The 25804-nt window shown below is 63.1% G+C and carries 26 protein-coding genes; 6 read left to right on the forward strand and 20 right to left on the reverse strand.

Annotation, left to right across the window (positions count from 1 at the left end; translation table 11 throughout):
- Window positions 1-193 precede the first annotated feature (193 nt).
- Window positions 194-400: a DUF1127 domain-containing protein gene (locus tag AIOL_RS04145; protein WP_049641708.1), complete on the forward strand. Its 207-nt coding sequence runs from the start codon at window positions 194-196 to the stop codon at window positions 398-400.
- A gap of 167 nt (window positions 401-567) precedes the next feature.
- Here AIOL_RS04145 and AIOL_RS04150 read toward each other — a convergent pair whose 3' ends face one another.
- From AIOL_RS04150 to AIOL_RS04195, 10 genes are all read right to left on the reverse strand, one after another.
- Entirely contained in the window at window positions 568-1893 is a 1326-nt protein-coding gene (locus tag AIOL_RS04150) for an aspartate aminotransferase family protein (protein WP_049641709.1), read from the reverse strand.
- Window positions 1890-2639 carry a BKACE family enzyme gene (locus AIOL_RS04155; RefSeq protein WP_049641710.1) on the reverse strand — a complete coding sequence of 250 codons (750 nt, stop codon included), beginning with the start codon at window positions 2637-2639 and terminating at the stop codon, window positions 1890-1892. Before AIOL_RS04155 ends, AIOL_RS04150 begins: the two co-directional genes overlap by 4 nt.
- A 459-nt stretch (window positions 2640-3098) precedes the next feature.
- A complete protein-coding gene (locus AIOL_RS04160; RefSeq protein ID WP_049641711.1) occupies window positions 3099-3428 on the reverse strand; it encodes a hypothetical protein in 330 nt (109 codons plus the stop codon).
- Window positions 3425-3811 carry a response regulator gene (locus AIOL_RS04165; RefSeq protein ID WP_049641712.1) on the reverse strand — a complete coding sequence of 129 codons (387 nt, stop codon included), beginning with the start codon at window positions 3809-3811 and terminating at the stop codon, window positions 3425-3427. The genes AIOL_RS04160 and AIOL_RS04165 overlap by 4 nt, the downstream gene beginning before the upstream one ends.
- Before the next feature lie 29 nt (window positions 3812-3840).
- Complete coding sequence (locus AIOL_RS04170) at window positions 3841-4680, reverse strand: CheR family methyltransferase (RefSeq protein WP_049641713.1); 840 nt, start codon at window positions 4678-4680, stop codon at window positions 3841-3843.
- Between the two features lie 19 nt (window positions 4681-4699).
- A complete protein-coding gene (locus tag AIOL_RS04175) occupies window positions 4700-5167 on the reverse strand; it encodes a chemotaxis protein CheW (protein WP_049641714.1) in 468 nt (155 codons plus the stop codon).
- 2 nt (window positions 5168-5169) lie between these two features.
- Window positions 5170-7281 (reverse strand): chemotaxis protein CheA, encoded by a 2112-nt coding sequence (locus AIOL_RS04180; protein ID WP_049641715.1) that lies wholly within the window; start codon window positions 7279-7281, stop codon window positions 5170-5172.
- A gap of 2 nt (window positions 7282-7283) precedes the next feature.
- Window positions 7284-7664: a response regulator gene (locus AIOL_RS04185; protein ID WP_049641716.1), complete on the reverse strand. Its 381-nt coding sequence runs from the start codon at window positions 7662-7664 to the stop codon at window positions 7284-7286.
- Complete coding sequence (locus AIOL_RS04190) at window positions 7661-7951, reverse strand: STAS domain-containing protein (protein WP_160314403.1); 291 nt, start codon at window positions 7949-7951, stop codon at window positions 7661-7663. Before AIOL_RS04190 ends, AIOL_RS04185 begins: the two co-directional genes overlap by 4 nt.
- Before the next feature lie 92 nt (window positions 7952-8043).
- Entirely contained in the window at window positions 8044-9495 is a 1452-nt protein-coding gene (locus AIOL_RS04195) for a globin-coupled sensor protein (RefSeq protein ID WP_049641718.1), read from the reverse strand.
- A gap of 231 nt (window positions 9496-9726) precedes the next feature.
- On the opposite strand from AIOL_RS04195, the gene AIOL_RS23905 reads away from it, so the two are divergent.
- Window positions 9727-10749 carry a CheB methylesterase domain-containing protein gene (locus tag AIOL_RS23905; RefSeq protein WP_053101180.1) on the forward strand — a complete coding sequence of 341 codons (1023 nt, stop codon included), beginning with the start codon at window positions 9727-9729 and terminating at the stop codon, window positions 10747-10749.
- Entirely contained in the window at window positions 10736-11269 is a 534-nt protein-coding gene (locus AIOL_RS04205) for a chemotaxis protein CheD (RefSeq protein WP_053101182.1), read from the forward strand. Before AIOL_RS23905 ends, AIOL_RS04205 begins: the two co-directional genes overlap by 14 nt.
- On the opposite strand, the gene menE is transcribed toward AIOL_RS04205, so the two are convergent.
- From menE to AIOL_RS04225, 4 genes are read right to left on the reverse strand one after another with little or no spacing between them, the layout of a single operon-like run.
- Window positions 11266-12708, reverse strand: coding sequence for an o-succinylbenzoate--CoA ligase (menE, locus tag AIOL_RS04210; protein WP_049641719.1), 1443 nt, complete (start codon window positions 12706-12708; stop codon window positions 11266-11268). The two genes, AIOL_RS04205 and menE, sit on opposite strands and share 4 nt — an antisense overlap.
- Complete coding sequence (locus AIOL_RS04215; protein ID WP_152912349.1) at window positions 12698-13945, reverse strand: acyl-CoA dehydrogenase family protein; 1248 nt, start codon at window positions 13943-13945, stop codon at window positions 12698-12700. Before AIOL_RS04215 ends, menE begins: the two co-directional genes overlap by 11 nt.
- Window positions 13942-14721, reverse strand: coding sequence for an alpha/beta fold hydrolase (locus AIOL_RS04220; protein WP_049641721.1), 780 nt, complete (start codon window positions 14719-14721; stop codon window positions 13942-13944). The genes AIOL_RS04215 and AIOL_RS04220 overlap by 4 nt, the downstream gene beginning before the upstream one ends.
- The gene (locus tag AIOL_RS04225; RefSeq protein ID WP_049641722.1) at window positions 14718-15752 is read right to left on the reverse strand and encodes a hypothetical protein; all 1035 of its coding nucleotides are present in this window, start codon (window positions 15750-15752) and stop codon (window positions 14718-14720) included. The genes AIOL_RS04220 and AIOL_RS04225 overlap by 4 nt, the downstream gene beginning before the upstream one ends.
- A gap of 77 nt (window positions 15753-15829) precedes the next feature.
- Here AIOL_RS04225 and AIOL_RS04230 point away from each other — a divergent pair, with 77 nt between their 5' ends.
- Together AIOL_RS04230 and AIOL_RS04235 are read left to right on the forward strand one after the other, a co-directional pair.
- Window positions 15830-16249: a MarR family winged helix-turn-helix transcriptional regulator gene (locus tag AIOL_RS04230; RefSeq protein ID WP_049641723.1), complete on the forward strand. Its 420-nt coding sequence runs from the start codon at window positions 15830-15832 to the stop codon at window positions 16247-16249.
- Between the two features lie 69 nt (window positions 16250-16318).
- A complete protein-coding gene (locus AIOL_RS04235; RefSeq protein ID WP_049641724.1) occupies window positions 16319-17326 on the forward strand; it encodes a hypothetical protein in 1008 nt (335 codons plus the stop codon).
- Between the two features lie 76 nt (window positions 17327-17402).
- Here AIOL_RS04235 and AIOL_RS04240 read toward each other — a convergent pair whose 3' ends face one another.
- From AIOL_RS04240 to cdd, 6 genes are all read right to left on the reverse strand, one after another.
- Window positions 17403-18587 (reverse strand): SPOR domain-containing protein, encoded by a 1185-nt coding sequence (locus AIOL_RS04240; RefSeq protein WP_049641725.1) that lies wholly within the window; start codon window positions 18585-18587, stop codon window positions 17403-17405.
- A gap of 149 nt (window positions 18588-18736) precedes the next feature.
- A complete protein-coding gene (gene upp, locus AIOL_RS25670; protein WP_049641726.1) occupies window positions 18737-19369 on the reverse strand; it encodes a uracil phosphoribosyltransferase in 633 nt (210 codons plus the stop codon).
- Window positions 19370-20353 carry an adenosine deaminase gene (locus tag AIOL_RS25675; RefSeq protein WP_049641727.1) on the reverse strand — a complete coding sequence of 328 codons (984 nt, stop codon included), beginning with the start codon at window positions 20351-20353 and terminating at the stop codon, window positions 19370-19372.
- On the reverse strand, window positions 20350-21537 hold the full coding sequence (locus AIOL_RS04255; protein ID WP_049641728.1) for a phosphopentomutase: 1188 nt from the start codon (window positions 21535-21537) through the stop codon (window positions 20350-20352). Before AIOL_RS04255 ends, AIOL_RS25675 begins: the two co-directional genes overlap by 4 nt.
- On the reverse strand, window positions 21538-22845 hold the full coding sequence (locus AIOL_RS04260) for a thymidine phosphorylase (protein ID WP_049641729.1): 1308 nt from the start codon (window positions 22843-22845) through the stop codon (window positions 21538-21540). It abuts the gene before it with no gap.
- A gap of 3 nt (window positions 22846-22848) precedes the next feature.
- Window positions 22849-23235, reverse strand: a complete 387-nt coding sequence (gene cdd, locus AIOL_RS04265; RefSeq protein WP_049641730.1) for a cytidine deaminase — start codon at window positions 23233-23235, stop codon at window positions 22849-22851.
- Window positions 23236-23480: 245 nt separating this feature from the next.
- Here cdd and AIOL_RS04270 point away from each other — a divergent pair, with 245 nt between their 5' ends.
- Window positions 23481-25760 (forward strand): NADP-dependent malic enzyme, encoded by a 2280-nt coding sequence (locus AIOL_RS04270; RefSeq protein WP_049641731.1) that lies wholly within the window; start codon window positions 23481-23483, stop codon window positions 25758-25760.
- The last annotated feature ends 44 nt before the right edge of the window (window positions 25761-25804 follow it).

Here is a 25804-nt window from a genome sequence, read left to right on the forward strand (position 1 = left end):
TCGAGAAAGCGACCGAAAGAGAGTCGCATTTGAGCCTTTGTTTACTGGGCTTTCAGCTCTGTTACTGTCATGCGCAATCTGCATATGTGGTATGCAGTTTTTCCTTCTAGTGCCGGGAATATAGGCGCTCTACATGCGAATTACGACGCAGGAACGCGCCGGCCTACCAACCTCCTAGATAAGGACAATCGCTATGGCACTTTTTGATACCTCGCGCCCCGTGGTTGCCAACACTGGCATCGGCGCAGCCTTCGCAAACATCTTCTCGGGCCTCATGGCTGCTGTGGCGTCATGGAATGACGCCCGCGTGACCCGCAACACGCTGTCGCAGCTGTCGGACCGCCAGCTGGATGACCTCGGCCTGAGCCGTGGCAACATCGACGAGCTGTTCCGCGGCTAAACATAGCCGACGCACCACAGACCGGGCCGCGCGGGGTGATCCCAGCGCGGCCTTTTTTGTGTCGTCCAACCGGTCCAGGGGGGCGCCGATTTCTTGGCAAGAAATCGGAACGGAAGCTGTGACAGCTTCCGGATCCGCATGGCGCACCGCCGCGCCCCAAACACGCCTTAACCCGCCGTTGCCCGGGTGATCGCGACCGAGAGCTTGTCAATGAGCTCGCCGATCTGCGCGTCCGAGATGATGAAGGGCGGCGCGATCAGGACGTGATCGCCCAGCCGCCCGTCCCGCGTGCCCTGCATCGGGTAACAGATCAGACCGGCCTCAAAAGCCGCCTGTTTGATCCGGGGCGCGACGCGCTTTTCGGGGGCGAAGGGACGCTTGGCCTCCCGTTCCTCGACGATCTCCAGCCCTTGAAACAGCCCGCGCCCGCGAATGTCGCCCACATGCGGGTGCTGCCCAAAGCGTTCCTTGAGCGCTGCCGCCAGACGTTCCCCCTGCCCCGCGGCCCGACCCACCAGGCCTTGCCCCGTCAGCTTGCCCAGCACCGCGCGCGCAGCCGCCGCGGCCACCGGGTGCCCCAGATAGGTATGCCCGTGCTGGAAGAACCCGCTGCCATCTTCGATGGCCACATAGATCCGCGCCGAGCACAGCATCGCCCCGATCGGCTGGTACCCCGCCCCCAAGCCCTTGGCGATGCACAGGATATCCGGCTCGATCCCATCCGCCTCGCAGGCAAAGAGATGCCCCGTGCGCCCCATGCCGCACATCACCTCGTCCAGGATCAAAAGCACGCCGTAGCGGTCGCAGATCCCGCGGATGCGCTGATAGTACCCCGCCACGGCCGGCACGGCCCCCATCGTGGCCCCCACCACGGGCTCGGCCATAAAGGCCATCACCGTTTCGGGCCCCAGCCGCAGAATCTCGTCCTCCAGCTCCTGGGCGGCCCGCAGCCCATAGGCCTCGGCGGTCTCGCCCGCATCGCGCAGAATGTATTCGTAACAAGGGCTTATGTGACTCACCCCGATCAGAAGCGGGTCGAACTGCGCGCGACGCCATTCGTTCCCGCCTGCGGCCAGAGCACCCAGCGTGTTGCCGTGGTAGCTCTGCTTGCGAGCGATCAGATGGCGGCGCTCGGGCTGGCCGTTCTCTACGTGGAACTGGCGCGCCAGCTTGATCGCGGCCTCGGTCGCCTCGGAGCCGCCGGAGACCAGGTAAACCCGGTCCAGGTCGCCCGGCGCGTGCTGGATCAGCAGATCGGCGAGCGCCTCGGCGGGCTCGGAGGTGAAGAACCCCGTATGGGCGAAGGCCAACTCTTGCGTTTGTTTCTGCACCGCCGCGATCACATCCGGGTCGCCATGCCCCAGGCAGGACACCGCCGCGCCGCCGGACCCGTCGAGATACGCCTTGCCGGTCTCGTCATAGAGATAGCAGCCCTCGCCGCGCACCGCTCGAGGCGGCAGGGCGCGGGTGTGGCGGGGAAAGATATGGCTCATATCGCGGACCCAATCGCGTTGCGCAGCGCGGTGATCGAAGCAGCCATGTCCGGCCAGGGCGCGCCGTCTGGTTGCAAAAAGGAGTTCTCGAACCCGACGCGGACATCCCCGCCCAGCCGCGCCGCTTTCGTCAAGCAGGCATGCTCTTGCGGGCCGAAGGCGCAGAGCATCCAGCGGCCCACGGGGGGCAGCGCGGCCAAGAGCGGCTCGAGGTCGTCAGGGTTGGAATTCATGTCGGCGGTGTAGCGTCCCAGCACGAGGATGACGCTTTCGGCCCCGCCCAGGACGCCCTCGCGCTGCCACTCGGCCAGCAGCGCCGCATCGCCCGCGTCGAAGATTATGTGCTGCAGCTCAACGCCCTGGTCGGCGACGAATCGGTACATGCGCCGGGCGATATCGCGATCCCGCGCGGCCTCGCGCAGCGCGAGGGTGCACCAGGCGGGGCGGAGCTGCGACAGGGTCGCCAGCTGCGCCTCAACCCCAAACACGCCCCCGGATTCCGTGGTCACCTGCACTCTTAGGTCAGGCGCGGCGGAGCCAAGCTCCGCGATCGCCTCTCGGTAGAGGCCCGGGTCGATAGAATGGCTGCCATCCGCGTTGCGCACATGCAGGTGGAACGCCTGCGCGCCCGCCGCTTGGCAGGCGATGGCCGTCTCGACCGTCTCTGCGATGGTCAACGGGATGCCGGGGTGGTCGGCCTTGGTGCGGCGCGCGCCGGTCGGCGCGACCATAATCAGGGGGCTCATGCGCGCATCCTTTCGCCTTTGGGGTCATAGAGCGGACCGATGCTGACCCCTGCATCGTGCATCTTGCGCGCGAAGTCGACCTTCACGCGCTGCCCTTGGGTTAACCCCTGGGCATAGGCCAGGGCAACCGGGGCGTTCAAGCGCAAGCCATAGTGCGGGTGGTTTCGCGGAGGCCATAGTGCAGGTGGTTGTGGAGGCCGACGATTTCCCCGTTCACATGGAAGGGCCCGTGCCGGTGCCAAGTTAAAGCTCGCGTACCTTGGTCGTTTTTCCAAGCATGAAGGTCCCGGCGGGAGTGAAGCTCTGGCCCGTTCAGCAGCGTCTTGACCTCCGCGGCCTCCAGCGCGGGGCCACGATGCGGGCGCTCACCAACATCGGCGCGTAATAGTCCGAAGCCTCGGGCAAGAGCCCAAGGGCGAAGCCTTCGGTAAGCAGGCCCGGGGGGCGCCGTGCCGCTCTCTAGCCTTGAGGCGGCGTGTAGACCTGCCTCACGCTCTCTAAATATACGCCGGCAATCAGATCCTCGGAATTCAGCTTTGTCTCAGCCAATTGCTGATGCGACAGGTTTCGCACCACCACTTCGAAGCAATCAAGCTTTTGGCGTAGGAGGTCCACGTTCTGGAGCAATGCCACCGAGGGACGGGTTGCTTCCTTTGACAGGATCCAATCCCCGACGGCTTCATCAATATCCGACGCCAGACGCGTAAGCTCCCGCAGTTCATCCGCGGTGCTGCCCAATACGTCACTTATACCAACCTCGGTCGGGCCATCTTGCGCCGCATCGCTCATAGAGGACCAACCACGCGTTCGATGCACCCCTTTAGTTGCTCTGCCGAGAAGGGCTTTTTGATGTAGTTGTTCATGCCCAGTTGGTTCCCCTTTTCAATCACCGCCGGATCTGCCGTGCCGGTGATCAAAATGAAGCCAATACGTTGGGTCGCCCCATATTGCCGCAATCCTGCCAAGAGCTGCAGCCCGTCCGCCCCCGGCATATTGTAGTCAGATATCACCAGGTGCACCGGCTTTGCCGCAAGCTTTTTGAAGGCAGATTCGCCATCCGTACTGTATTCGATATTCTTGATGCCGATTTCCTCGAGGCCCTGAATGATCAGACCCCGGCTCACAGACATGTCGTCCACGACCATTACGTTCAGTTTCTCACGCAAACTCATTTCCAGCCCTTTCCGGTTACTCTTTGGCCCTAAACGCGCCGATACTTTGTTATCCCCGAATGGACGAGGCCTACGGATTCCGGGGTTCCAACTCGTTCTGAATGACCAATTATTAGGAACCCGTCCTTTGAGAGAATCTCTGAAAACCTTCCCCAAAGTTTGCTCTGTGTCTGTGCGTCAAAGTAGATGACCACATTGCGGCAAAAGATAACGTCGATTGGGCCCTTGACCGGCCAGGGGCGCAACAGGTTGACCTCATCGAAGCTTATGAGCTTTTTGAGCTCGTCTTTGGCCTGTAATGCTCTTGGACGGTCGGGCACAGCCACGAAATACCGGTCGCGCAACCGCTTCTCCATCTGCTTGTCATCAAGCCCCTGGTAGACGCCGGCCCGCCCTGTTTTGATCACGTTCGGATCAATGTCGGTGGCAATTATTTTGATGTCATGGCGTCCTGCATCCGGCATGCATTCCAGCAATTGGATCGCGATGCTGTAAGGCTCTTCGCCCGTCGAGCATCCGGCTGACCAAATCCGCACCTGCCCGCCGGAGCGCGCTCTGCTCATCAGGGGTGGGAGGATCTCGGTTTTTAGCGCCTCAAAGTGATGATTCTCGCGAAAGAACCGCGTCACATTGGTGGTCAACAATGACGTGATATTGCGCAATTCCTCGCCACCGCTGGAGGATTTGAGATACTGGCAATACTCTGGAAAGCCGCCGATCTTTAGCTCCCGCAATCGGCGCGAAAGCCGCGAGACCAATAGGTTGCGCTTGTTATCCGACAAGACAATCCCGCTTTCGCTATAAACGATCGCTGCGAGTTGCTTGAAAGATGTGTCATCAATTCCGGATGCGCGGGCATTTAAAGACATTTGACTTCCCTTAACCGGTTCAAGCCGCTGATTTCACTGTCGAAGGCAGAACGCGTGAAAGGTTCATTTTCCGGATCATGCGGCCATCCGCGATAAGTACGCCGGAGATGTAGGCACGCACGACTTCGTCAACGATTTCAGGGATAGGCTGCATGTCGGCGTCATCAACGGTCAATATGTCAGACACAACGTCAGCCAAGAGGCCAACGGTCTGCTCTCCCACGACCGCGATAATGATCACATGGCGCGGGCCCGGTTCCGTTTCGCCAAGGCCCAATCGTTCAGATAGATCAACGACCGGCACCACCGAGCCACGCAGGTTTATCACACCTTTCACATAAGGTTGCGCATGCGGCAGGATCGTCGTTTCCGTCCAACCGCGTATCTCGCGCACGGATTTTAGATCAAAACAAAAATCCTGCTCTGACACCTTAAACGCGACAACTTCGTGGTCGTGTTTCTTTTCACTGACTGTAGCTTCTTGCATGATTAACCCGCCATGTGGATTGGAAAGTCACCGGGGCTCGCGCTGCCGGAATCTTTGATGATGTTGTCAGGGTCGATAATCAAAGCGATGCGACCGTCCCCGAGTATCGTCGCCGCCGCGACGCCGCTGATTTGTTGATAGTTCGTCTCCAGGCTCTTGATCACAACCTGTCGTTGATCCTGTATCTCGTCGGCGATAAGCGCATATCGCTGATTATTGTCGGATTCCACCAAGAGCAGGACGTGGTCTTCTGGCGATTCCGGCGTGTGCCTAAAACCGAAGAATGAGCCAAGATCGATTATCGGGACGAAGGAATTGCGGTTATGCAAAATGCGCCCACTGGACCCGATCGTGTGGATATCCTCAGGATTTGGCTGAAGCGTCTCTTGAATGGTCGAGATCGGAACAACCATCGTTTGGTCCGCCACTTTGATCACCATTCCTTCCAGCACCGCTAGGGTCAGGGGGAGAGAGATCGAAAAGATCGTTCCTTCGCCAGGCTTGGACTGAATAGATACGCGACCGCCCAGCCCCTGGATCTCACTGCGGGCGACATCAAGACCGACGCCTCTGCCGGAGAGTTCAGAGACTTCCGCTTTGGACGAAAAGCCTGGTAAGAACAGAAGGTTGTCAATCTCTGTGGGGGCTAAGTCAGCGCTTTCAGATACCAACCCTTTGTCGATCGCGATTTGCCGCACCCTGTCACGATTAATGCCACCGCCATCGTCCGAGATGTCTATCATCACGCGGCCGGAACGATGTGCGGCTTCTAGTGTCACGGTGCCTTGCCCGTCTTTTCCGTTGGCCTCTCGCTCGTCTGGTTTCTCCAGGCCATGGTCGATCGCATTTCGGATCATATGCGTGAGCGGATCCACGAGCCGTTCGATGACGGTCTTGTCGACCTCTGTATATTCCCCTTTGGTCACGAACTTAACGCGCTTGCCGGTTGCAGATGCGGCCTCGCGCACGATGCGGGACATGCGCTGGAACATTGGCTTGACCGGCTGCGCTCGGATCGCCATTACGCCTTCTTGGATTTCGCTCGCAAGTTGTTTGAGGTTGTCCAAGCCGACCGAGACATCGCTTTCGGAAGGCGGGTCAAATTCCGCAATGGACTGGGAGAGCATCGCCTCTTTGATAACCAGCTCGCCAACCAGGTTGATCAGTTTGTCGACTTTTTCGAGGTCCACTCGAATCGTACCGGCGGGCTTACGCTGTTCCGATTTCTCTGCGCTGGGCGCTTTCTTGGGTTCTTTCTTTGGTTCGGCAGGCGGTGCGGCAGGGGCCTTTGTCTCTTCCTGAGCCTCGGCAGCCGGTGTCACGTCTGAGAGCGACGGTAGACCGAGAGTCGGTAACTCTTCTGGAACGGATGTCTCTTCGTCGCCTACGCGGCGAACCTCTAGTTGGCACGTGTCCTCGACAAAATCAAAAGTCTCGCGCACGTCACTTTCTGATGCATCCGTGTCCAGGGTGAGCTTCCAGCGTATCGCGCAAACCGAGCTTACCAATTCAGACAGATGTGGGACCGCCTCAAGATCAGCCTCCACCTCAAGCTTGCCAAGGCGTTCTAGGGCTTGAAACAGCAGAACCGGCTCGTTGGCGGAAGTGAACAATTCTGGATCCGCGGAAAACTCTATCTCAAACCCGCTGCTTTCAGCGACGGGCGCAATGTCCATATCAAGCTGAAGCGTTACGGGTTCGAAGTCGGGCATCTCGACTTCCTTAGAGGTGTCTTCACCAATCGTTTCATTCAGGCTTTCGCGCAGCGCCTCTGTGCCCTCAACCTCGCCCTCGCCATTGCGCGCGGCAGCCACGAGGTCGGAAAGGTGATCGCCGCACTTTCGAAACAGTTCCAGGAGTTCATCATTCGCTTTGACAGATCCCGAACGCACCTTGTCCAAAGCGGTCTCAAAATGGTGCGCGAATGCGACAAGGTCATTTAGCCCGAACGCGCCGGCGCCGCCCTTAATCGAATGCACCGCCCGAAAGATCGCATGCATGGTTTCGCTGTCTTCGAGGTCCTGAGCCATGCGGTCAAAGCCATCATGCATCGCTTCAAGAAGTTCTTCACACTCCTCAAAGAAGGACTCGCGAAAGTCGTCTTGCTTGGACATGCTTATGCTCCCCCATCAATGGCGGCGACCCGTCGGATGGCCCAAACCAATTTCTCTTCGTCAAACGGCTTCACGATCCATCCCGTGGCACCGGAGGCCCGCGCGCGCGCCTTCATTTCTGGGGCGCTTTCGGTGGTGAGAACCAAGATCGGCACGACACGTTCCGTCTGCCGCTGCCGCGCGGCCTCTAAGAACCCGAACCCGTCCATGCGCGGCATATTGATATCGGTGATAATGACGTCGGGATTGAACGCGGCCATCTTATCAAGGCCATCCAGCCCGTCCTCGGCGAGCTCGACCGTGTATCCCGCGGATCCGAGCGCCGCGCCCAGCAGGTTTCGCATCGTGCGAGAATCGTCAATCGCAAGAACCTTCAAACTCATTGTGGTGCCTCCATGGTTTCGGCGGCACCCAAATCTGGCCCCGCTATCCCCAGAAGGCGGCTGCATTCAATCATGCCTGAGCTTGGATTTTCGACCGAGAATGCGACCTCTTCGCTTCGCCACTGGCGACAGGCTGCCACGAGCACCTGCGCTGCCAGCGCGCCGCAATGAGAAACCTCACTTGCGTCCAGCGTGATCGCCTTGTTCCTGTTTTCATTCAGCATTTCCGCCAAATTATGGGCAGCCGCACTGTCGAGACGCGATGCGAGTTTAAAAGTATCACTCATCCCCATTGTCCTTTTGTGGTTCCGGCCGAAGCCATGTGGAATTCATAGCGATGCGCAGTTCTGCTTCTGGCCGACGGCGCAAAATGGGCCTTCTATTCATTCAGTTGGAATCTGGCCACCAAGCCGGACATGTTGTCCGCTTCATTGGACAGGGACGCACCGGCCGCTGACGTTTCTTCAACCATTGCCGCGTTCTGTTGTGTCATCTGGTCCAGGTATTCGATTGCAGAGTTGATCTCGCCAATGCTGGTCGCCTGGGCCTCCGCCGCGGCTGCCATCCCGTTCACTTGACCGCTGACCTCACCAAAGGCTTCGATCGTCCGGGTCAAAACCTCTGAAGTATTCTCGACCAGATTGACGCCTGCCCCAACATGTTCCGAGCTAGAACTGATGAGCGATTTGATGGATTTGGCGGCCTCTGCGGAACGCTGCGCAAGTGTCCGGACTTCTGATGCGACAACCGCAAATCCTTTGCCCGCTTCGCCTGCCCGCGCGGCCTCTACACCGGCGTTCAGGGCGAGCAGATTGGTTTGGAACGCGATCTCATCAATCACCGAGATGATCTGGCTCATTTCTCTTGAGCTGTTCTCGATCTGCGCCATCGCGGATTGCGTTTCCTTGACAACTTCTCCGCCGGCCTGCGCGTCCTTCAAGGCGGCCCCGACAGTTGCATCGGTCTTGCGCGCCGTTTCGGCCGTATCTTTGACCTTTTCGTTCAAGGAATTGATCGACGCCGTCGTTTCCTCGACACTTGCTGCTTGCTGTTCGGTGCGCCGCGCTAGGTCGTCTGAGGCCTGGGCAATCTCGTTTGACCCGGCGCGAATACTATCTGCGGAGGTGCGGGTTTCACTGATGATCTCTCTCAAATTCGAGACCGCGAGATTCATAGCTGAGGCAAGGCGTTCCTTGCCGGCAAAATCCTCGGCATTGACCTGAATATCTAGGTCTCCATCGGCCAATTTCTCAAGCGCGATGGCAAGCTGGTCCAGCGAAAAATCAAGGCTCTCTTGTCGGGCAAGCCATCTTTCTTCGAGATCTTCAAAGTAAACCGAGACCGAAAGCTCGATGTCCAAAAGCGCGGCTTTCACAACCGCCACAACCTTTTCGACCGTCTCTGCGCTAGAGGCACCACCGCGCAGGAAGGAAACCCCCGATCCCTGCGAGCGCACAATGGTCTTGACCACCTCTTCAATGACCAGTGCGTAGGCGCCCATGTACCATTTCGGCTTTAGCCCGATGCGCGCATGCGTCAGGCCAACGGTGCGCACTTTTTGGTGGTAGCTATCGTCAAATTGAGCGTCCAGAATGCTCTGCCAATGGGTCATTTGCAGATCTTTGGCTTGATCCATATGCGCGTCATCTTTGAAGAAGTCGCGCAGCTCTGGGTTCTGACGAACCGCCTGATAGAAGCGATCAAGGGCCGTTTCTAGAGACGCTTCCACCACGGGTTTCACATCGCGCAGCACCCCGCGGGCCTTCGCATCGAACGACATAAACGCCAGCCGATCCTCAAGGCTCTCCAGTTCAAGTTTACGGGCTTCCATTGTAGCTCCTAGTCTGATTTGGCTGCTCCCGGCTGACCGTGGAAGAGACCACGCCAGGTCGTTGGTTGGGCCCTGAGCTAAAAGGTAATCTGAAATTTTGCGTTAATGGCCGATCCGGGTTTCCATCAAAATTTTCAGATCAAAACCCCCGCGTTTTCCGCCTGTTAAGGAGTCGTCTGATAGGCAGCGTGAAACGGCTCTGCCATTGAACCAACTCTTCGAGACGCCAACTTGAAACATGACGCCGACACCAACCTTGCGGTCCTGATGATTGACACGCAGATCAAACGGTCTGGGCGCATGATGGCGTCAATCGCGAACTACAACGCATTGAAATTTCTGGGCTGCGCGAAATCCTTCGCCCAGGCCGAGAGAATTACGCGGATTGAACGCCCGGACCTGGTTGTGGTGGACGCGGCGCAATGCGCAGGCCCAGAGTTCGCGGCCTTTTCAGAAAACATGCATCGGATGCAAGCGCGCCTGCTGGTTCTGACCGACGGAAAGAACAAGCCATCGAGCCTTGCCAGATCCGCGACAATTGTGGCGCGTGACAGGCTAGATGCAAGCGGCGGCATCGGGGCCTACCTGGTCAAGAATTTTACATCTCAGCATCCCAGAGCGCGCCGCCCTGACGCCGACCCTACGCGGCAAAATCACCCGCTGCGGATCGTGGTGATCGGCGCGTCTACCGGCGGGGTGGAGGCGTTGCTTGAGGTGCTTTCCGCCTACCCCCAAGACTGCCCGCCGACCTTGATTGTTCAGCATATTGGCGGCGAATTTCTTGATGGGCTTGCAATGCGGCTGGATCGGAATTGCCGGGCGCGGGTCCAGCCCGCAGTTCATTCCGCCAGAGTTGAACCCGGGCTAGTGCTAATGGCGCCCGGCAACCAAGCGCATCTGACCTTGGCGCCAGACGCACGGCGCTGCCGGTTGGTCAAGCACGGCCTGATCTCTGGCCATCGGCCATCGGTGGACGCGCTGTTCCATTCCGCGGCCGAGGCGCATGGGCGCAACACCATTGGGGTTTTGTTAACGGGAATGGGGCGTGATGGCGCCAATGGGCTGCATGCCATAAGGCGCGCCGGAGGTTGGACAATCGCACAAGATCAGGCGTCCTCTACAGTGTTCGGAATGCCGCGAGCCGCGCATGAAATTGGCGCGGTTGAAGAGATGCTCCCCCTCGACGAAATCGGCCCTGCAATCCTACGCGCAGCGGCTCTAAAGCCTAAGGAGCCGGTAGATGTCGCAACCTGAGAACATCATCCACATCATTCAGGGCCAGTTTCACGTCTCGAACCGTCCCGGTGACGTCCTGGCCACGGTGCTCGGGTCCTGCGTCGCGGCCTGCCTTTATGACCCAGAAAACAAAGTCGGGGGGATGAACCATTTCCTGCTGCCTGGAAGCGACCCCAACGCCGGCAGCAACGTGAAATACGGGGCGCATTCCATGGAGATGCTGATCAATACGCTGATCCGAAAGGGCGCCATGCGCAACCGGATCGAGGCGCAGCTATTCGGCGGCGGCAATGTTGTGAAAGGCATCAGCCGCATTGGCGAAAGCAACGCAAGTTTTGCCCGAAAGTTTGTCATGGATGAGGGGCTGAAGCTTACAAAGACCGACCTTGGCGGCAAGACGGGCCGCCGTGTGCGGTTCAACTGCACCACAGGATTCGCGAAGGTCCAGGTCTTCAATGTCGTCGAAGAACAGCCGCAACGCCCGACCAGGCCAGCAGCCCGGCCGACGAAGCCTGTTGGTGAGGTGGAACTCTTTTAGCCCTGCACCGACGCCGAGCAGGTCTTTTGTGCAAGGGCACGGACCTGATCGGTCACCACCTTGCCCATCGCATTTCGCGGCAGGGCATCAACGAAGACGACGTCCTTGGGGTGCTTGTAGCGAGCGAGGCCCTGCCGCAGCGCGGTCATCAAAGCTTCTCGATCTGCGGTGCCAACGACGACCGCAACCGGAACCTCGCCCCATCTTTCATCGGCGCGCCCGACCACAGCGACCTCTGCCACGCCGGGTACACGCCTTAGGACACGCTCGATCTCGGCGGGATAGATGTTCTCGCCGCCGGAGATGATGACATGCTTGATCCGGTCCGCGAACCAATAGATCCCATCTGCGTCGCGCATTGCGACATCGCCGGTCTTGAACCAACCGTCCGAGATCGCGGCTGCGGTCAGTTCCGGCGAACGCCAATACTCGCGCAGGATGTTTGGGCCCTTGACCCAGATCTCGCCCGGCACGCCATCCGGAACGTCCTGGTCGTCGGCGACAAGCCGCACCGAGCACCCTTTGGCCGGGCGACCAATCGCGCCCACAGTGTCCATCGCGTCATCCACGGTTTGGGCGATCGCGAACGGGCAGGTCTCGGTCGCGCCGTAGACCTGCATCACGGGCACGCCGCGGGCGTGAACGGCCTCGATCAGCTCGACCGGTACGTCGGTGGAACCGATGGACAGCGACCGCAACCCGGCCAGGTCCGCCGCCCGCCATTCGGGCGTCTCCAGCACGGCCTGCAACACAGTGGGCACCGTAATCGCATGGGTGACCTCGGCCAGGGCCGCCGCCATCTGCGCGGGCTCGAAGCGCTGGTGCAGGACCACCTCGGCGCCCACCGAGAAGGCCGGCGTTGGCAGGATGTTCAGCCCGCCCACATGAAAGAGCGGCAGCACGTTCAACACGCGGCTTTCCGCAGTCAAACCGTGCGCGGCCACTGACATCGCCGCGTTCGCGGCCACTGCCACCTGGGTCAGGACGACGCCCTTTGGCTTGCCCGTGGAACCGGAGGTGTAGACCAGCAAAAGCGGGTCCTCCTCGCGCCCTTGCGGGCACGCCTCGGCAGCCCCCTGGAGCGTGCCAACCAGATGCGCGCCAAAGCGCGCGGCCTTGGCGGCGAAATGCGCATCATGGATCACCAAACGCGGTTCGGCATCCGCCACAATCGCGTCGATCTCGGCATCTGAAAGCCGCCAGTTCAAAGGCAGCAGCATTGCGCCCATGCGCGCGCAGGCAAACAGCAGCACGAAGACTTCGGGGTGGTTCAGACCGTACCACGCCACGCGGTCACCGCGCTGCACGCCATGCGCGGCCAACTGCTCGGCGCGCGTGGCCACCTGCGTGGCCAGATCCTGGTAGCTCAGCGTTTCGCCTTCGAAGCTCAGCGCGGGTGCCGCGGGCCGCGCTGCGGCCAGCCACCCGTCAAGCATCATCGCTCTCGCCCTGCTCGTAAAGCGCGCCCTTGCCGAGATAATCCAGGCAGAGCTCTGCCGTCCATGGCAGCATCAGCGAGCCGCAGCGACTGTCGCGGTAGAGCCGCTCCAAGGGCAGCGAGCGCAGCATCGCCTGCCCGCCGCAGGTCCGGATCGCCAGCTGCGCCAGCTCGTTTGCGTTCTCCATCACCGTGTGCTGCGCCGCCCAGGCGCGCATCAGGCTGTCCTTGGACGGGTCGGGCCGCGCCTCGGAGATCGCCTGGAACCACAGCGCCTTGGTCTGCTCAAGCATCAGCCGCATCTGCGCCACCGCGAGCTGCTTTGTGGGGTACATGCGGCGCTTGACCGGGGGCATGCCCGGCACCTCGCCGCGCAGATAGGCCACGGTGAAGTCGTAGCAAGCCTGCGCGATGCCCATATAGGACGGCGTCAGCGTCATGAACATATGCGGCCAGCGGCGCGCCGCGTCCGGGTAGACCCCGTGCGGCATAAGCTGCGCCTCGTCGGGCACGAAGACGTCCTCGAAGATCAGCGTGCGGCTGACCGTGCCGCGCATGCCCAGCGGGTCCCAATCGCCCACCACCTTCACGCCATCCGCATCCGCGGGCACGGCGATATACATGGTGTTGCGGCGGGAATGCGCGTCGTCGGGGTGCTGCAGCGCCGTGCAGAGCGCGCCGTAGTAATTCGCGTGGCCCGACAGCGACGCAAAGATCTTTTTGCCGTTGATGCGCCAGCCGCCCTCGACCTTCAAAGCGGTGGTCCCGAAGGCCTTGAACCCCGCCGCCGCGGCGCCGCCCTCGGAGAAGGGCTGCGCATAGATCGCGCCCTCGTCATGAATGCGGCGGTAGTGCAGCCGGCGACGCGTATGCAGCTCGTCGCGGACCGTGTCCGAGAGCCCAAGCTGATCCAACAGCCCGCCCGTCCAAAGGCAGCTAGAGACATGCATATTGAAGGTCAGAGCCGTGGCCCCGCAGAACCGCCCGATCTCGGCGGCGGTGAGCATGTAGGTCTTGAGATCCGCGCCCAAGCCGCCCTCGTCCTCGGGGATGCAGATCCCCAGAAGGCCAGAATCGGCCAGGTCCTGGTAGTTCTCTGTTGGGAATGTGGCCTCGCGGTCATAGCCCGCCGCCCGAGGCGCGAATTTCAACGCGGCCAGTTCCCGCGCCTGGCGCCCCAAGGCCGCCTGCTTATCGGTCAGCCCCCAAGCGGTTGGGTCAAAGATCGGCTCTATCATTGCGCGGTCAGAAACCGGCGCAGAATCGCGTTCGTCTCGCATGGGAACTCCTGGTTGATCATGTGGCCCGCGCCGTCGATCAGGTGGTATTCGGCGTCGGGCAGCTTGGCCGCCATCTTCTGCATCGTGCGGGCGGGGGCGTTTTGGTCATGCGACCCGGCGATCAGGCAACAGGGCGCGGCAACCCGCCCCAGGTCGTCGCGACGGTTGAAGGTCACAAGGCAGTCAAGGATCGCGCGCCAGGTCGCCTCGGGCACAGCGGACATGATCCCAGCGATCTCATCGCCGACGCCCCCTGGCGCGTTCGGCCCGACCAGATGCGGCGCGGCCTGCGCGGCCATCTCGGCCATCGAGAGCCCTGCCTCCAACGGCGCCAAACGCGCCTTTAGGAACGCGTCCTTAAAGCTGTCATCCCGCCCGCCAAAGGCCGGGGTCGTGCCGATAAGGCTTAGGCTTGCGACCTGTTCGGGGCGCCGCAGCGCGTGCTCCAAGGCGAGCATGCCACCGATGGATTGCCCCACCAGATGCGCGCGCGCGTGGCCAAGCTCTGCGATAAAAGCGCCGAGCCGGTCCGACAAGCCACCAAAGCTCCAGGGCAGATCCTCCGGGGTGCTGGTGCCGTATCCCGGCATATTCCAGGAGATCACGCGCCAATCTTCGCCGCCCAGCGCGTCCATCTGCGCGCGAAAGCTCTCCACCCCGCCGCCGATCCCATGCAGGCAAACGACAGGCGCGCCAGAGCCGACGGCCTCGTATTCCACCCCCGCCGCGATCATACCAATGCCCCGCCCTTGACCACCAGCTCGCCATCCAAGGCGATGTCGCAGCCCATCATCGGCAGGTCGAAATGACCACGCGTGAAGCGCCCGGCGAACTCGTTCGCGCCGGTGGAGTAGAGGAAGTTCCCCGCCACCGCGCGCAGCTCGGTACAGTTTGTGTCGCGCTTGTCATACATGGTCAGCGCCTCGTAACGCGCCGCCGGGTTGAAGCCCCAGCCGACATGGCTGGTCGCATAGGCCGCCGGTTCGCCGAACCCGGCCAGGTAGTCGCGCATCAGCCGCGCGTCCACGCCCGCGCCCTCGACCGCCGTGACATAATCCTCTTGCAGGACAAGCCCCACATCGCCCTCGAAATAGCGCTTGAAGGTCAGGTTCATGTCGCCCGCTTGGTATTGCAGGCGCCCGTTCACGCTGCCCCCCTTGGGGAAGCTGACGATAATGCCGCCGGGCCAATGCGCCAAAGTGCCGGGGCGGTCCGTCCAGCCCCTGACGCCGACGGTGGCGGCGCCTTCCATTGCGACGCTCAGGTCTGTACCCGCCTCAGAGCGCACCGTCATGGTCTTTGCCGCGCGGCAGCGGCCAACGGCCTCCTTGGCGGCGTCCTTCAAGGCGGGGTCGGGGATCAGCCGCGCCAGGGCCTCGGGGTGCTCGTTCGAGATGTTCTGGATCCGCGCGCCGCCCTTCAGGATCGCAGGCGTTTGGGTGGCGTGCATCAGCCCTTCGAGCGTCAGGTCGATCACCACATCCGCCTCGGACAGCGCACGCACCGCAGCCTCTTGGCCGTCCAGGGCCTGGCTGGCGCCGGAAGAGCGCACAATCGGCCCGGCAGGATGCGGTGGGGTCGGGACGGTGATCTTGTAGAAGGGCAGTTTGAGCTGGCCCAAGGCCAGCTCGGCCAGGTGGATATTCAAAGGGCGCGACTGGCTCTCTGCCAGGATCACGATGGTCTCGTTGCGCCGCATTTTGCACAGCGAGAAGACCTGCGCGAAGGCGTCGATCCACTCTGATTCTATTCGGTCCACCAGCATATTGGGCCTCCCTCGTCGTCGATATTACATGATAAATCATATAATGCAATTTCATTCAAACCGGCTATGCTGCCGGCATGACGCGTTTCACCGATGACTATCTTCTTTTTCTGCTGGCGCAGGCAAGCGCGCGGGCAAGTGCCGCGTTCCACGCGCATCTGGCCGAGCGCAGCGTCAAGGTTGCCACATGGCGCATCCTGGCCACGCTCTATCCGGACGCGCCCGCCACCATTGGCGAGCTTGCGGCGTCGTGCATGACCAAGCAGCCCACCATGACACGGCAGGTCGACCGCCTGGAACGGGCGGGGCTTGTGGAACGGCGGGCAAGCGCGGGCGACAGGCGGCGTGTGCTGGTCTCGCTGTCCGCAAGCGGGCGCGCGTTGGCCGATGCGCTGACCCAGCTGGCCCGCGCCCATGAGGCCAAAGTCCTGGCCGCTTACACCGGCAAGCAGCAAGAAGAGCTTAAAGCCCTTCTGGCGGCCCTGCCCCCGGATTGAGTTGGCAGGCGGTACGGATTCGGGTAGAGTCGCACAAAATATAGCGGCAAGAGCAGCCCTAGAACCCAGATGACGGCATTGAACCAGTATGAACGGCTTGAATGCCCCGGCGTGTGGCGCGCCGACGCAGAGGATCAGCGTCGCGACGTCTACGTCTCGCTGGGGGATGCCACGCTGGTGATCTATGACGGCGCCGAGCGCGCGCTGGCGCATTGGTCCCTGGCGGCGCTCAGCTGCCGCAACCCTGGCAAGACCCCCGCGCTCTATGCGCCAGGGGAAGACGCACGCGAAGAGCTTGAACTCGACAGCGCTGAGATGATCGACGCGATCGAGCGGGTTCGGAGCGCCATTGAAAAGCGCCGCCCGCGCCATGGAAGGTTGCGGCTCTTGCTTGCTGGGGCGGCGCTTTCCGCCTTGGCGGTGTTCGGCCTCTATTGGGTGCCGCCCGCCCTGATCGACCATGCCGCAACCGTCGTACCGCCGGCCAAGCGCGCCGACATCGGGGACCGCTTATTGGCGCATATCCAGCGCCTTGCCGGGCGCCCCTGCACCACCCCCAGCGGCACCGCCGCCCTAGAGCGGCTGAACCTCCGGCTGCGCGATGCCGAGCGGGGCGATATCGTGGTTCTGTCCAGTGGCTCTTTGATCTCTGGCCATCTGCCCGGCGGCACCATCTTGCTTAGCCGCACCCTGGTGGAAGACTACGACACGCCTGATGTTGTTTCGGGCTTTGTGATCGCAGAATCGCTGCGCCTGGCGCAAAGCGACCCGATCAAGGACCTGCTGGATGAAACCGGCGCGATGACCGCGGCGCGGCTTTTGACAACCGGCGATGTCCCAGAGCCCATCCTGGCCGGCTACGCCGAGACGCTGATGACCCAACACGCCGCAGCGCCCGACGACCAGGCGCTGTTGGCGGCCTTCCGCCGCGCGCGCGTTGCCACGTCGCCCTACGCCTATGCGCGCGACATGTCCGGGGAAACCACGCTTGCCTTGATCGAGGCCGATCCGGGCAGCTCGGTGCCCGTGTTGCCGGACGGCGCATGGGTCAGCCTGCAAGGGATCTGCGGCGAGTAACCCGCTGGCACCGCAACAGTCGAAGGACCCGCCGCAATTGGATGCGGTCGGGCCCAACGCTGCTCGTCAGGTCTTGCTATTTGCGTGTTTTGGCGCTTGGGAACCCGGCGCCGCGGGCCTGGCTAAGCGCCGCCTGCAATTGCCCAGCGCTGCCGAACGGCCCCGCCATGACAACGCGATACGTTTTACCACTTCTCTTGTAGCTCCCCAGCCGCACCGGGAGCCCGAGGCCCTGCAGGCGTCGAATGCTGGCATCGACCTTGGACTGCGTCGTGAACGCGCCGACCTGCACAAAGCGGTGCCCGCTGGGCGGCGTTGCCACCGTGGCGATGGGCGAATTCTTGGTCGAGACGGTCACCCCGGCCCCCGCATCGGTCTCCTCGCTGGAGGCCGGCCAGCCATGGATCGCCACATAGCGCTTCTGCTGCGTCACATCCACGAAGGGAAAGCGCAGCTCTGGGAATTGCCCCGTCACATCGCGGCCCGTGTTCTGATCCACAAGGCGGCGCGGCGTGCCCGCGGTCCAGATGAGCCGCATCTGGATAAAGCCCTCGCGGGTTTGCTTGCCGCGATGCGGGTTAAAGCGCCCGTCAGTGAAGGCCGCCTTGAAGCCGGGGGGCGGCTTGATCTCGGGCGCAGCGGGCACGCGGATCACACCGGCCGGTGCCGCGACGCCTCCTGCAGATGCGGTCGCGTAGGAATTCGGGTGGGCGGATTGCGGGCCGCAGCGCACCGCACGGCTGCTGGACATGTATTGCTGGCTAAGCGCCGAGGCGCCGGGGCAAGCGGTGCCAACGTTTGCTGTTGGCACGCGCACCGGGGCGGATGGCATCGGGCGCGGCTTGGCGGTGACCACCTGCGTCGGCATGGGCTTGGCGATTCGCACCGGCGCGGGTTTGGGCGCCGCGACCACGCGCCTTGGTGCGGGCGCGGTGGTGCGCGCTGGCGCGGGCTTTGCGGTCACAACCGGGGCCGCGCGCCGAGGTTCCGGCGCGGGCGCGGCGGGCGTCTCTGCGACCACCACGGGCGCGGGCTCTGGCTTTGGTTTCGGCGCCCTGGCGAATGTCGGATTAGCGTTGCAGATCACCTTGCGCTGGCGGTTCACCCGCGGCACCCAGGTCACCGCGCCGTCGAAACCGGCTCGCACATAGACGCAGCCGCGGCTATCGACATATTGCTTGCCCGTATAGCTGGAAGGCGGGAATTCCGCGGGCTCATCGGCGTTGCGCAAACTCTGCGCTTGGGCGGCGCCCGTCGTCATTCCCAGAATCAATGCGGTCCGCATAATAAATCGCAGCATACTGTGTCCCCACACAAGATATAGTGGGGACGATGCCGCAATATGCGCCACGGGTAAAGGGCGCAGGCGCCCTTTTCCACAAGATTTAGCGGTTTGGGCCTTCGGAAGCCCTATTTGGTGCCAAACATCCGGTCCCCGGCGTCGCCCAGGCCCGGCACGATATAGCCCTTCTCATTGAGGTGGCTGTCGAGCGCGGCGGTCACAATCGGCACATCGGGATGCGCCTCCTTCATCCGCGCGACGCCCTCTGGGGCCGCCAGCAGACATAGGAACCGGATATCCGTCGCCCCGGCCTGTTTCAGTAGGTCAATCGCGGCCGCAGAGGAGTTCCCGGTCGCCAGCATTGGATCCACGGCAATCACCAGCCGCTCTTCCAACTTCACCGGGACCTTAAAGTAGTACTGCACCGGCTGCAGAGTCTCCTCGTCCCGGTAGAGCCCCACGAAGCCAACCCGGGCCGAGGGGATCAGCTCTAGCACCCCATCAAGCAGCCCATTTCCCGCCCGCAATATCGACACCAGCGCCAGCTTGCGCCCGTCCAATGTCGGCGCCTCCATCTCTTGCAGGGGCGTCTCGATGGTCTTGGTGGTCAAGGGCAACTCGCGCGTGATCTCGAAGGCCAGCAGTTGGCTGATCTCGCGCAGAAGCTGGCGGAACACCGCGGTCGGCGTCTCTTTCTGCCGCATCAGCGTCAGCTTGTGTTGCACCAGGGGGTGGGTAACGACGGTAAGATGGTCTTGCATTCAGGTCTCCAAGCGCTTTGCGACGCGCGCGCGGGTGTCTTCATCGCAGAAGGCGGCGCCCAGCGCCACCTGGTTCATCGCGCGGAATTGATCCGCGTCCCAGCCGAAGGTTTCGGCCAACATCTCGTATTCGCGCCGCATGGTGGTGCGAAAAAAGGGCGGGTCGTCGGTGGAGACGGTGACCTTCACGCCGCGCGCCCGCAGGCGCTCGATGGGGTGCGCCTCCCATGACGGGAAGACGCCCAGGAAGACGTTAGAGCCCGGGCAGACCTCAAGCACGACCTCATCCTCGGCCAGCCGGTCGACCAAGGCGTCGTCATAGATGGCCTCGACGCCGTGGCCCAGGCGCTCCGGTCGCAGGTGGTCCAGAGCATCGCGCACCGAAGCCGCGCCGCCCCATTCGCCGGCATGGGCGGTCAGCCGCAGCCCGGCCTCGCGCGCCATATCGAACGCATAGGAGAAGTCGCGCGGATGGTGGACCTTCTCGTCGCCCGCGATGCCAAAACCGGTGATGAAATCCCCCGCCGCCTCCTGGGCCAGCGCGGCGGTTTGCCTGGACATCTCGATGCCTTCATGGCGCACGGCGGTGACCACGCCGCGCAGGGTGATCCCGTGCTTGGCCTCGGCCTGGGCCGCGGCCTCTTGGATCGCCGCGATATGCTCGCCCCAGGCCGCGGGGTCATAGCCGCCGCAGAAATTGGCCGAGATGAACGTCTCGGTGTAGACGACCCCGTTGGCGGCGCTTTCCTCGAGCACCGCCAGCGCCAGCCGGTGGAAGTCCTCGGGGCCTTGCAGCACGGTGGTCGCCGCCTCGTAGACCTGCAGGAAGTGCCAGAAGTCCCGGTAGGCATAGCCGCCCTGCGCGTCGAAGATCCCCGACAGGTCCATTTTCTTTTCATGCGCCAGCTGCCGGGTGAAGTCCGGCGGCATGGCGCCCTCAAGATGCAGGTGCAGTTCCACCTTTGGTAGGTCGGCGACACTCATAAAAACGATCTCCCTGGTCCCTGGGCTGGCACCCTTAGATGATCCGCGACACTGGTGGCAACATCGGCAAAGGCCACATGCGCAATCTCGCCCGCGCCCGCCCCGTGGACCAGCACGGGCACGCGCTCGCGCGTGTGGTCAGTGCCGTGCCAGGTCGGGTCGTTGCCATGGTCCGCGGTGAAGACGGCCAAGTCGCCCGGACGCAGCGCCGCGAGGAACCGGGGCAGCGCGGCGTCGAACCACTCCAGATGCCGGGCATAGCCCGACACATCGCGGCGGTGGCCATAGAGGCTGTCGAACTCCACGAAGTTGGCAAAGGTCAACGATCCATCCACAGCCTGCGCCGCGGCACCACAAAGATGTTCGAATAAGATATGATCGGGTCCTTTTTGGACCGTATCGATCCCCTGCATCGAGAAAATATCCCCAACCTTACCCACAGCATGGACCTTGCGCCCGGCGCCCTGCACCCAATCGCACAGCGTGGGGCTGGGCGGCGCGATGGCAAAGTCTTTGCGGTTGGCCGTGCGGGTAAACCCGCCCTCGGCGGTGCCGATGAAGGGCCGCGCGATCACCCGACCCACCTTCATCGCGTGCAGCATCGGCGCCAGCCGGGCGCAGAGATCTAACAGCCGCTCGAGGCCAAAGGCCTGCTCATGCGCGGCAATCTGGAACACGCTGTCGGCGGAGGTGTAGCAGATGGGCCAGCCGGTCTCGACATGCTGCGCACCCAGCCGCGCGATGATCTCGGTGCCGCTGGCTTGGCAATTGCCCAGGATGCCCTCGGTCTCGGCAATGCGCGTAACCTCGGAGACGACCGCGTCAGGAAACGAGGGTTCACCGGGGAAATAGCACCAATCCCAGGGCACGGGGACGCCCGCCAGCTCCCAATGGCCGGACGGTGTATCCTTGCCGCGCGAGATCTCTGTGGCCGCGCCCCAAGAGCCAGGAATCGGCCCCGCCGGGGCCGCCCCGCCATTGGCCAAGGCAATCGCATGCCGCAGGCCCAGAGCATCCATGTTCGGCGTGTGCAGCGGGCCGCTGCGCCCCTGCTCGGCACGCCCCGCGGCACATTCCTCGATGATATGGCCCAGGGTGTTCGCGCCCGCGTCACCGAAATCCGCGGCATCCGGCGCCCCGCCGCAGCCCACAGAATCCAGCACTATTAGGAATGCCCGTGGCATCTAGCCCACCCGCAGCTTGATCAGTTCCGGCGCGATGACCGGCGCGTCGGAGATTGTGAACGCGCCGGAAAGCTCCTCCGCCAGCGCCTCGGTCGCGACCAAGTCCGAGCCATGCACCAAGGCCAGCGGGTCGCCGGCCTCCACCGGCTCGCCGATGCGCGCGACCCCCGAAAGGCCAACGGACGGGTCGATGCGATCCCCCGCGCGTTGCCTGCCGCCGCCGAGGCGCAGCACCGCCCGGCCCAAACTCTGGCCGTTCATGGCCGAAACGACCCCCGCCCGGGGGGCTACGACCTCACGCACCACGGGCGCTGCGGGCAGCCTATCGCGCCAGTGCTCTACGAAATCCCTCGGCCCGCCCATCGCCGCGACCATGCGCCCGAACCGCTCTGCCGCGGCGCCGGACCGGATCGCTTCGAACAACTGCGCCGCGCCTTCGGCTGGATCCGTGACCATGCCCGCGGAGCACATCAGCTCGCCCCCCAAGGCGAGAACCAGGCGCGTGATCAGAGAGTCCTCGTTTGGCAGGGTGAGGGCTTCCAGCACGTCCATGATCTCCAGCGCGTTGCCGAGCGACGCGGCGGCGGGCTGGTTCATATCCGTGATCAGCGCAGAGCACGGCCCCGCGGCGCCATTCGCCGTGTCCACCAGGGCGCGCGCCAGGGCCTCGGCCTCCTCCACAGAGGCCATGAACGCCCCCGAGCCGACCTTGACGTCCAAGACCAGCGGCCCGACGCCCCCCGCGAGTTTCTTGGACAGGATCGAGGCGGTGATAAGGTCGATCGACTGCACCGTGCCGGTCACGTCGCGGATCGCATAGAGCCGCCGGTCCGCGGGCGCGATGTCTTTGCTGGCGGACACCACGGCGCACCCCACCTCGGCAACCAGCGCCTGAAATCGCCCCGTATCCACCTCGGTCGTAAGGCCCGGTATCGCCTCGAGCTTGTCCAGGGTGCCGCCGGTATGCCCCAGCCCACGGCCAGACAGCATGGGCACATATGCCCCCACCGCCGCCAAAGCCGGCCCTAGAACCAAGGAGATCGGGTCGCCAACGCCCCCCGTTGAGTGCTTGTCCACGACCGGGCCCGGCAGGTCCCATGTCAGCACCGCGCCGCTATCGCGCATGGCAAGGGTCAGCGCCACGCGCAGCTCCTCCGGCAACGGCGCGCGGCAGATCCCCATGGCGAACGCCCCGGCCTGCGCGTCGTCGACAACGCCGCTGACCAGGCCGCGCGCCATCCAGGTGATCTCTGCCTTTGAGGGCGCTCGACCCGCCCGTAACCCATCCAGAATACTACGCGCGTCCAAGGACTACTCCATCTGCGAGGCGTCAAACGCGCCGGGCAACAGATCCGCCACCCGCATCTGCGCCTCCATGCCGCTGGTCGTGGCCATGGTGACCACCACGTCCGGCTTGGCAAACTCCGCGATTTTCTGGCGGCAACCGCCGCAGGGGGTGACCGGCACCGGCGCGTCCGCGATCACCGCGATCTCGGCGATCTCGGTGTCGCCGCCCGCGATCATGGCCGCGATGGCCCCCGCCTCGGCGCAGGTGCCCTCTGGGTAGGCGGCGTTCTCGACATTGCAGCCCAGATACACCGCGCCAGACGGCGTGCGCAGCGCCGCACCGACCTTGAACTTCGAATACGGTGCATAAGCGTTTTCACGGATTTCGGCGGCTTGCTCTACCAGCGACATTGCATACTCCGTTGGCGTGTAGGTGGCAGAGTGCGGCGGCGGGCCAGCCGATGCAAGCGCATTGGCAGGGTTTGCGTGGGGCTATGCGGCACCGTTAACCCTAATTCGCTTGCGCCAAAGCCATACCCGCGCCTAACCTACACCGCAAGGATGCGACATGGTGGCACCAAGTTGAGGTTGGTAGTTTAATATTAAACTATCTTTGGTTACCCCTGACGCCGACAGAGACACAAAGGGGCTTTGACGTGACCGAGAACCGCCAGGACAGCTTTCGGCAACAGGCACTGACCTACCATGAAGAGCCCAGGCCCGGGAAACTCGAGATACGCCCGACAAAGCCCATGGCGAACGGGCGCGACCTGTCCCTGGCCTATTCGCCGGGCGTGGCCGAGGCTTGCCTAGAGATCAAGGCCGACCCCGCCAACGCCAGCCGCTACACCGCCCGGGCAAACCTGGTGGCCGTTGTGTCCAACGGCTCCGCCGTGCTGGGGCTGGGCGATATCGGCGTCGCGGCGTCCAAGCCGGTGATGGAGGGCAAGGCGGTGCTCTTCAAGAAATTCGCGGGCATCGACTGCTTTGATATCGAGCTGAACGAGTCGGATCCCGAGAAGCTTGCCGACATCGTCTGCGCGCTCGAGCCGACCTTTGGCGCGATCAATCTCGAGGACATTAAGGCGCCCGATTGCTTCATCGTCGAGAAGCTCTGCCGAGAGCGCATGAACATCCCCGTCTTCCATGACGACCAGCACGGCACGGCCATCGTTGTGGGCGCGGCGGCGACGAACGCGCTGAGAGTGGCCGACAAGGACTGGGCCGACATCAAGGTCGTCTCTACCGGCGGCGGCGCGGCGGGAATCGCCTGCCTGAACATGCTGCTCAAGCTCGGGGTGCGGCGCGAGAACGTGTACCTCGTGGACCTGCACGGGCTGGTGCATGAGGGCCGCGAGCAGGACATGACCCCGCAGAAGGCCGAGTACGCCCAAAAGGGCGGTGCGCGGCCGCTTGCCGAGGTCATCGAGGGCGCGGATCTGTTCCTGGGCCTTTCAGGCCCCAAGGTGCTGACGCCTGAGATGGTGAAATCCATGGCACCCAAGCCGATCATCTTCGCCCTGGCGAACCCCGAGCCCGAGATCATGCCCGACCTCGCCCGCGACGCGGTGGAGGACGCGATCATCGCCACCGGGCGCTCGGATTTCCCCAACCAGGTCAACAACGTGCTGTGTTTTCCCTTCATCTTCCGCGGCGCCTTGGACGTTGGGGCGAGGGAGATAAACGACCAGATGAAGCTGGCCTGCATCGACGCCATCGCCGAACTCGCCCGCGCGTCGACCAGCGCCGAGGCCGCCGCCGCCTATCGTGGCGAGCGCATGACCTTCGGGCCGGATTACCTGATCCCCAAGGCCTTCGACCCGCGCCTCACCGGGGTCATCGCCACCGCAGTCGCCAAGGCGGCTATGGAAAGCGGCGTGGCCACGCGCGAGATCGTCGATTTCGGCGCCTACCGCAAAAAGCTGGACGGCTCGGTCTTCCGGTCTGCCCTGATCATGCGGCCCGTCTTTGACGCGGCGGCCACGGCTGAACGCAAGATCGTCTTTACCGAGGGCGAGGACGAACGCGTGCTGCGCGCCGCAAATGCGATGATCGAAGAGACCACCGATAAGCCGATCCTGATCGGTCGCCCCGCGGTGGTCGAGCAGCGCCTGGAGCGCGCCGGCCTGCCGATCCGCCCGGGGCGCGACTTTGAGCTGGTGAACCCCGAGCGCGACACCCGCTATCACCACTACTGGACCACCTATCACCGCATCATGCAGCGCAAGGGCGTCACGCCCGATCTGGCGCGGGCGATCCTGCGCACCAACACGACCGCCATCGGCGCGGTCATGGTGCATCGCGGCGACGCCGACAGCATGATCTGCGGCACGTTTGGCCAGTTCCTTTGGCACCTGAACTACATCCAGCAAGTGCTGGGCAATGCCGAGCTGCACCCTGTGGGCGCGCTTAGCCTGATGATCATGGGCGACGGGCCTTTGTTTATCGCAGACACCCAGGTGCATCCCGAACCCACGCCCGCACAGATCGCTGAAACGGTGATCGCCTGCGCCCGCCATATCCGGCGCTTTGGGGTGGAACCCAAGATCGCCATGTGCTCGCATTCGCAATTCGGGAACCTCGATTGCGGCACCGGCGAGCGGATGCGCGGCGCGCTAGAGATCCTGGACGCCGAGAAGCGCGACTTTGCCTATGAGGGCGAGATGCATGCGGATTCCGCGCTGGACGAGGAGCTGCGGGACAGGATTTTCCCCAACGCGCGCTTCCGCGGGCCCGCGAACTGCCTGGTCTTTGCCAATACCGATGCGACCTCTGGCGTGCGCAACATCCTCAAGATGAAAGCCGGCGGTCTAGAGGTCGGGCCGATCCTGATGGGCATGGGCAACCGCGCCCATATCGCGACGCCGTCCATCACCGCGCGGGGCCTTTTAAATATGTCTGCAATCGCGGGCACACCGGTGGCACATTACGGCTGAACACGCGTCTGATCTTAAACTGATTTTTACTCTCCCTGGCGATA

Source organism: Candidatus Rhodobacter oscarellae, from assembly GCF_001078595.1.
Classification (GTDB): domain Bacteria; phylum Pseudomonadota; class Alphaproteobacteria; order Rhodobacterales; family Rhodobacteraceae; genus Rhodobacter_B; species Rhodobacter_B oscarellae.

Excerpts from the sequence above, each read along its gene's own strand:
- AIOL_RS04175 (WP_049641714.1), bottom strand. The coding sequence starts at position 5,167 with ATGCAAGAAGCTACAGTCAGTGAAAAGAAACACGACCACGAAGTTGTC.
- AIOL_RS04255 (WP_049641728.1), bottom strand. The coding sequence starts at position 21,537 with ATGCCACGGGCATTCCTAATAGTGCTGGATTCTGTGGGCTGCGGCGGG.
- AIOL_RS04205 (WP_053101182.1), top strand. The coding sequence starts at position 10,736 with ATGTCGCAACCTGAGAACATCATCCACATCATTCAGGGCCAGTTTCAC.
- AIOL_RS04230 (WP_049641723.1), top strand. The coding sequence starts at position 15,830 with ATGACGCGTTTCACCGATGACTATCTTCTTTTTCTGCTGGCGCAGGCA.
- upp (WP_049641726.1), bottom strand. The coding sequence starts at position 19,369 with ATGCAAGACCATCTTACCGTCGTTACCCACCCCCTGGTGCAACACAAG.
- AIOL_RS25675 (WP_049641727.1), bottom strand. The coding sequence starts at position 20,353 with ATGAGTGTCGCCGACCTACCAAAGGTGGAACTGCACCTGCATCTTGAG.
- AIOL_RS04220 (WP_049641721.1), bottom strand. The coding sequence starts at position 14,721 with ATGATCGCGGCGGGGGTGGAATACGAGGCCGTCGGCTCTGGCGCGCCT.
- AIOL_RS04150 (WP_049641709.1), bottom strand. The coding sequence starts at position 1,893 with ATGAGCCATATCTTTCCCCGCCACACCCGCGCCCTGCCGCCTCGAGCG.
- cdd (WP_049641730.1), bottom strand. The coding sequence starts at position 23,235 with ATGTCGCTGGTAGAGCAAGCCGCCGAAATCCGTGAAAACGCTTATGCA.
- AIOL_RS04185 (WP_049641716.1), bottom strand. The coding sequence starts at position 7,664 with ATGAGTTTGAAGGTTCTTGCGATTGACGATTCTCGCACGATGCGAAAC.
- AIOL_RS04195 (WP_049641718.1), bottom strand. The coding sequence starts at position 9,495 with ATGGAAGCCCGTAAACTTGAACTGGAGAGCCTTGAGGATCGGCTGGCG.
- AIOL_RS04235 (WP_049641724.1), top strand. The coding sequence starts at position 16,319 with ATGACGGCATTGAACCAGTATGAACGGCTTGAATGCCCCGGCGTGTGG.
- AIOL_RS04215 (WP_152912349.1), bottom strand. The coding sequence starts at position 13,945 with ATGATAGAGCCGATCTTTGACCCAACCGCTTGGGGGCTGACCGATAAG.
- AIOL_RS04240 (WP_049641725.1), bottom strand. The coding sequence starts at position 18,587 with ATGACGACGGGCGCCGCCCAAGCGCAGAGTTTGCGCAACGCCGATGAG.
- menE (WP_049641719.1), bottom strand. The coding sequence starts at position 12,708 with ATGATGCTTGACGGGTGGCTGGCCGCAGCGCGGCCCGCGGCACCCGCG.
- AIOL_RS04155 (WP_049641710.1), bottom strand. The coding sequence starts at position 2,639 with ATGAGCCCCCTGATTATGGTCGCGCCGACCGGCGCGCGCCGCACCAAG.
- AIOL_RS04165 (WP_049641712.1), bottom strand. The coding sequence starts at position 3,811 with ATGAGTTTGCGTGAGAAACTGAACGTAATGGTCGTGGACGACATGTCT.
- AIOL_RS04160 (WP_049641711.1), bottom strand. The coding sequence starts at position 3,428 with ATGAGCGATGCGGCGCAAGATGGCCCGACCGAGGTTGGTATAAGTGAC.
- AIOL_RS04225 (WP_049641722.1), bottom strand. The coding sequence starts at position 15,752 with ATGCTGGTGGACCGAATAGAATCAGAGTGGATCGACGCCTTCGCGCAG.
- AIOL_RS04170 (WP_049641713.1), bottom strand. The coding sequence starts at position 4,680 with ATGTCTTTAAATGCCCGCGCATCCGGAATTGATGACACATCTTTCAAG.
- AIOL_RS04190 (WP_160314403.1), bottom strand. The coding sequence starts at position 7,951 with ATGAGTGATACTTTTAAACTCGCATCGCGTCTCGACAGTGCGGCTGCC.
- AIOL_RS04145 (WP_049641708.1), top strand. The coding sequence starts at position 194 with ATGGCACTTTTTGATACCTCGCGCCCCGTGGTTGCCAACACTGGCATC.
- AIOL_RS04180 (WP_049641715.1), bottom strand. The coding sequence starts at position 7,281 with ATGTCCAAGCAAGACGACTTTCGCGAGTCCTTCTTTGAGGAGTGTGAA.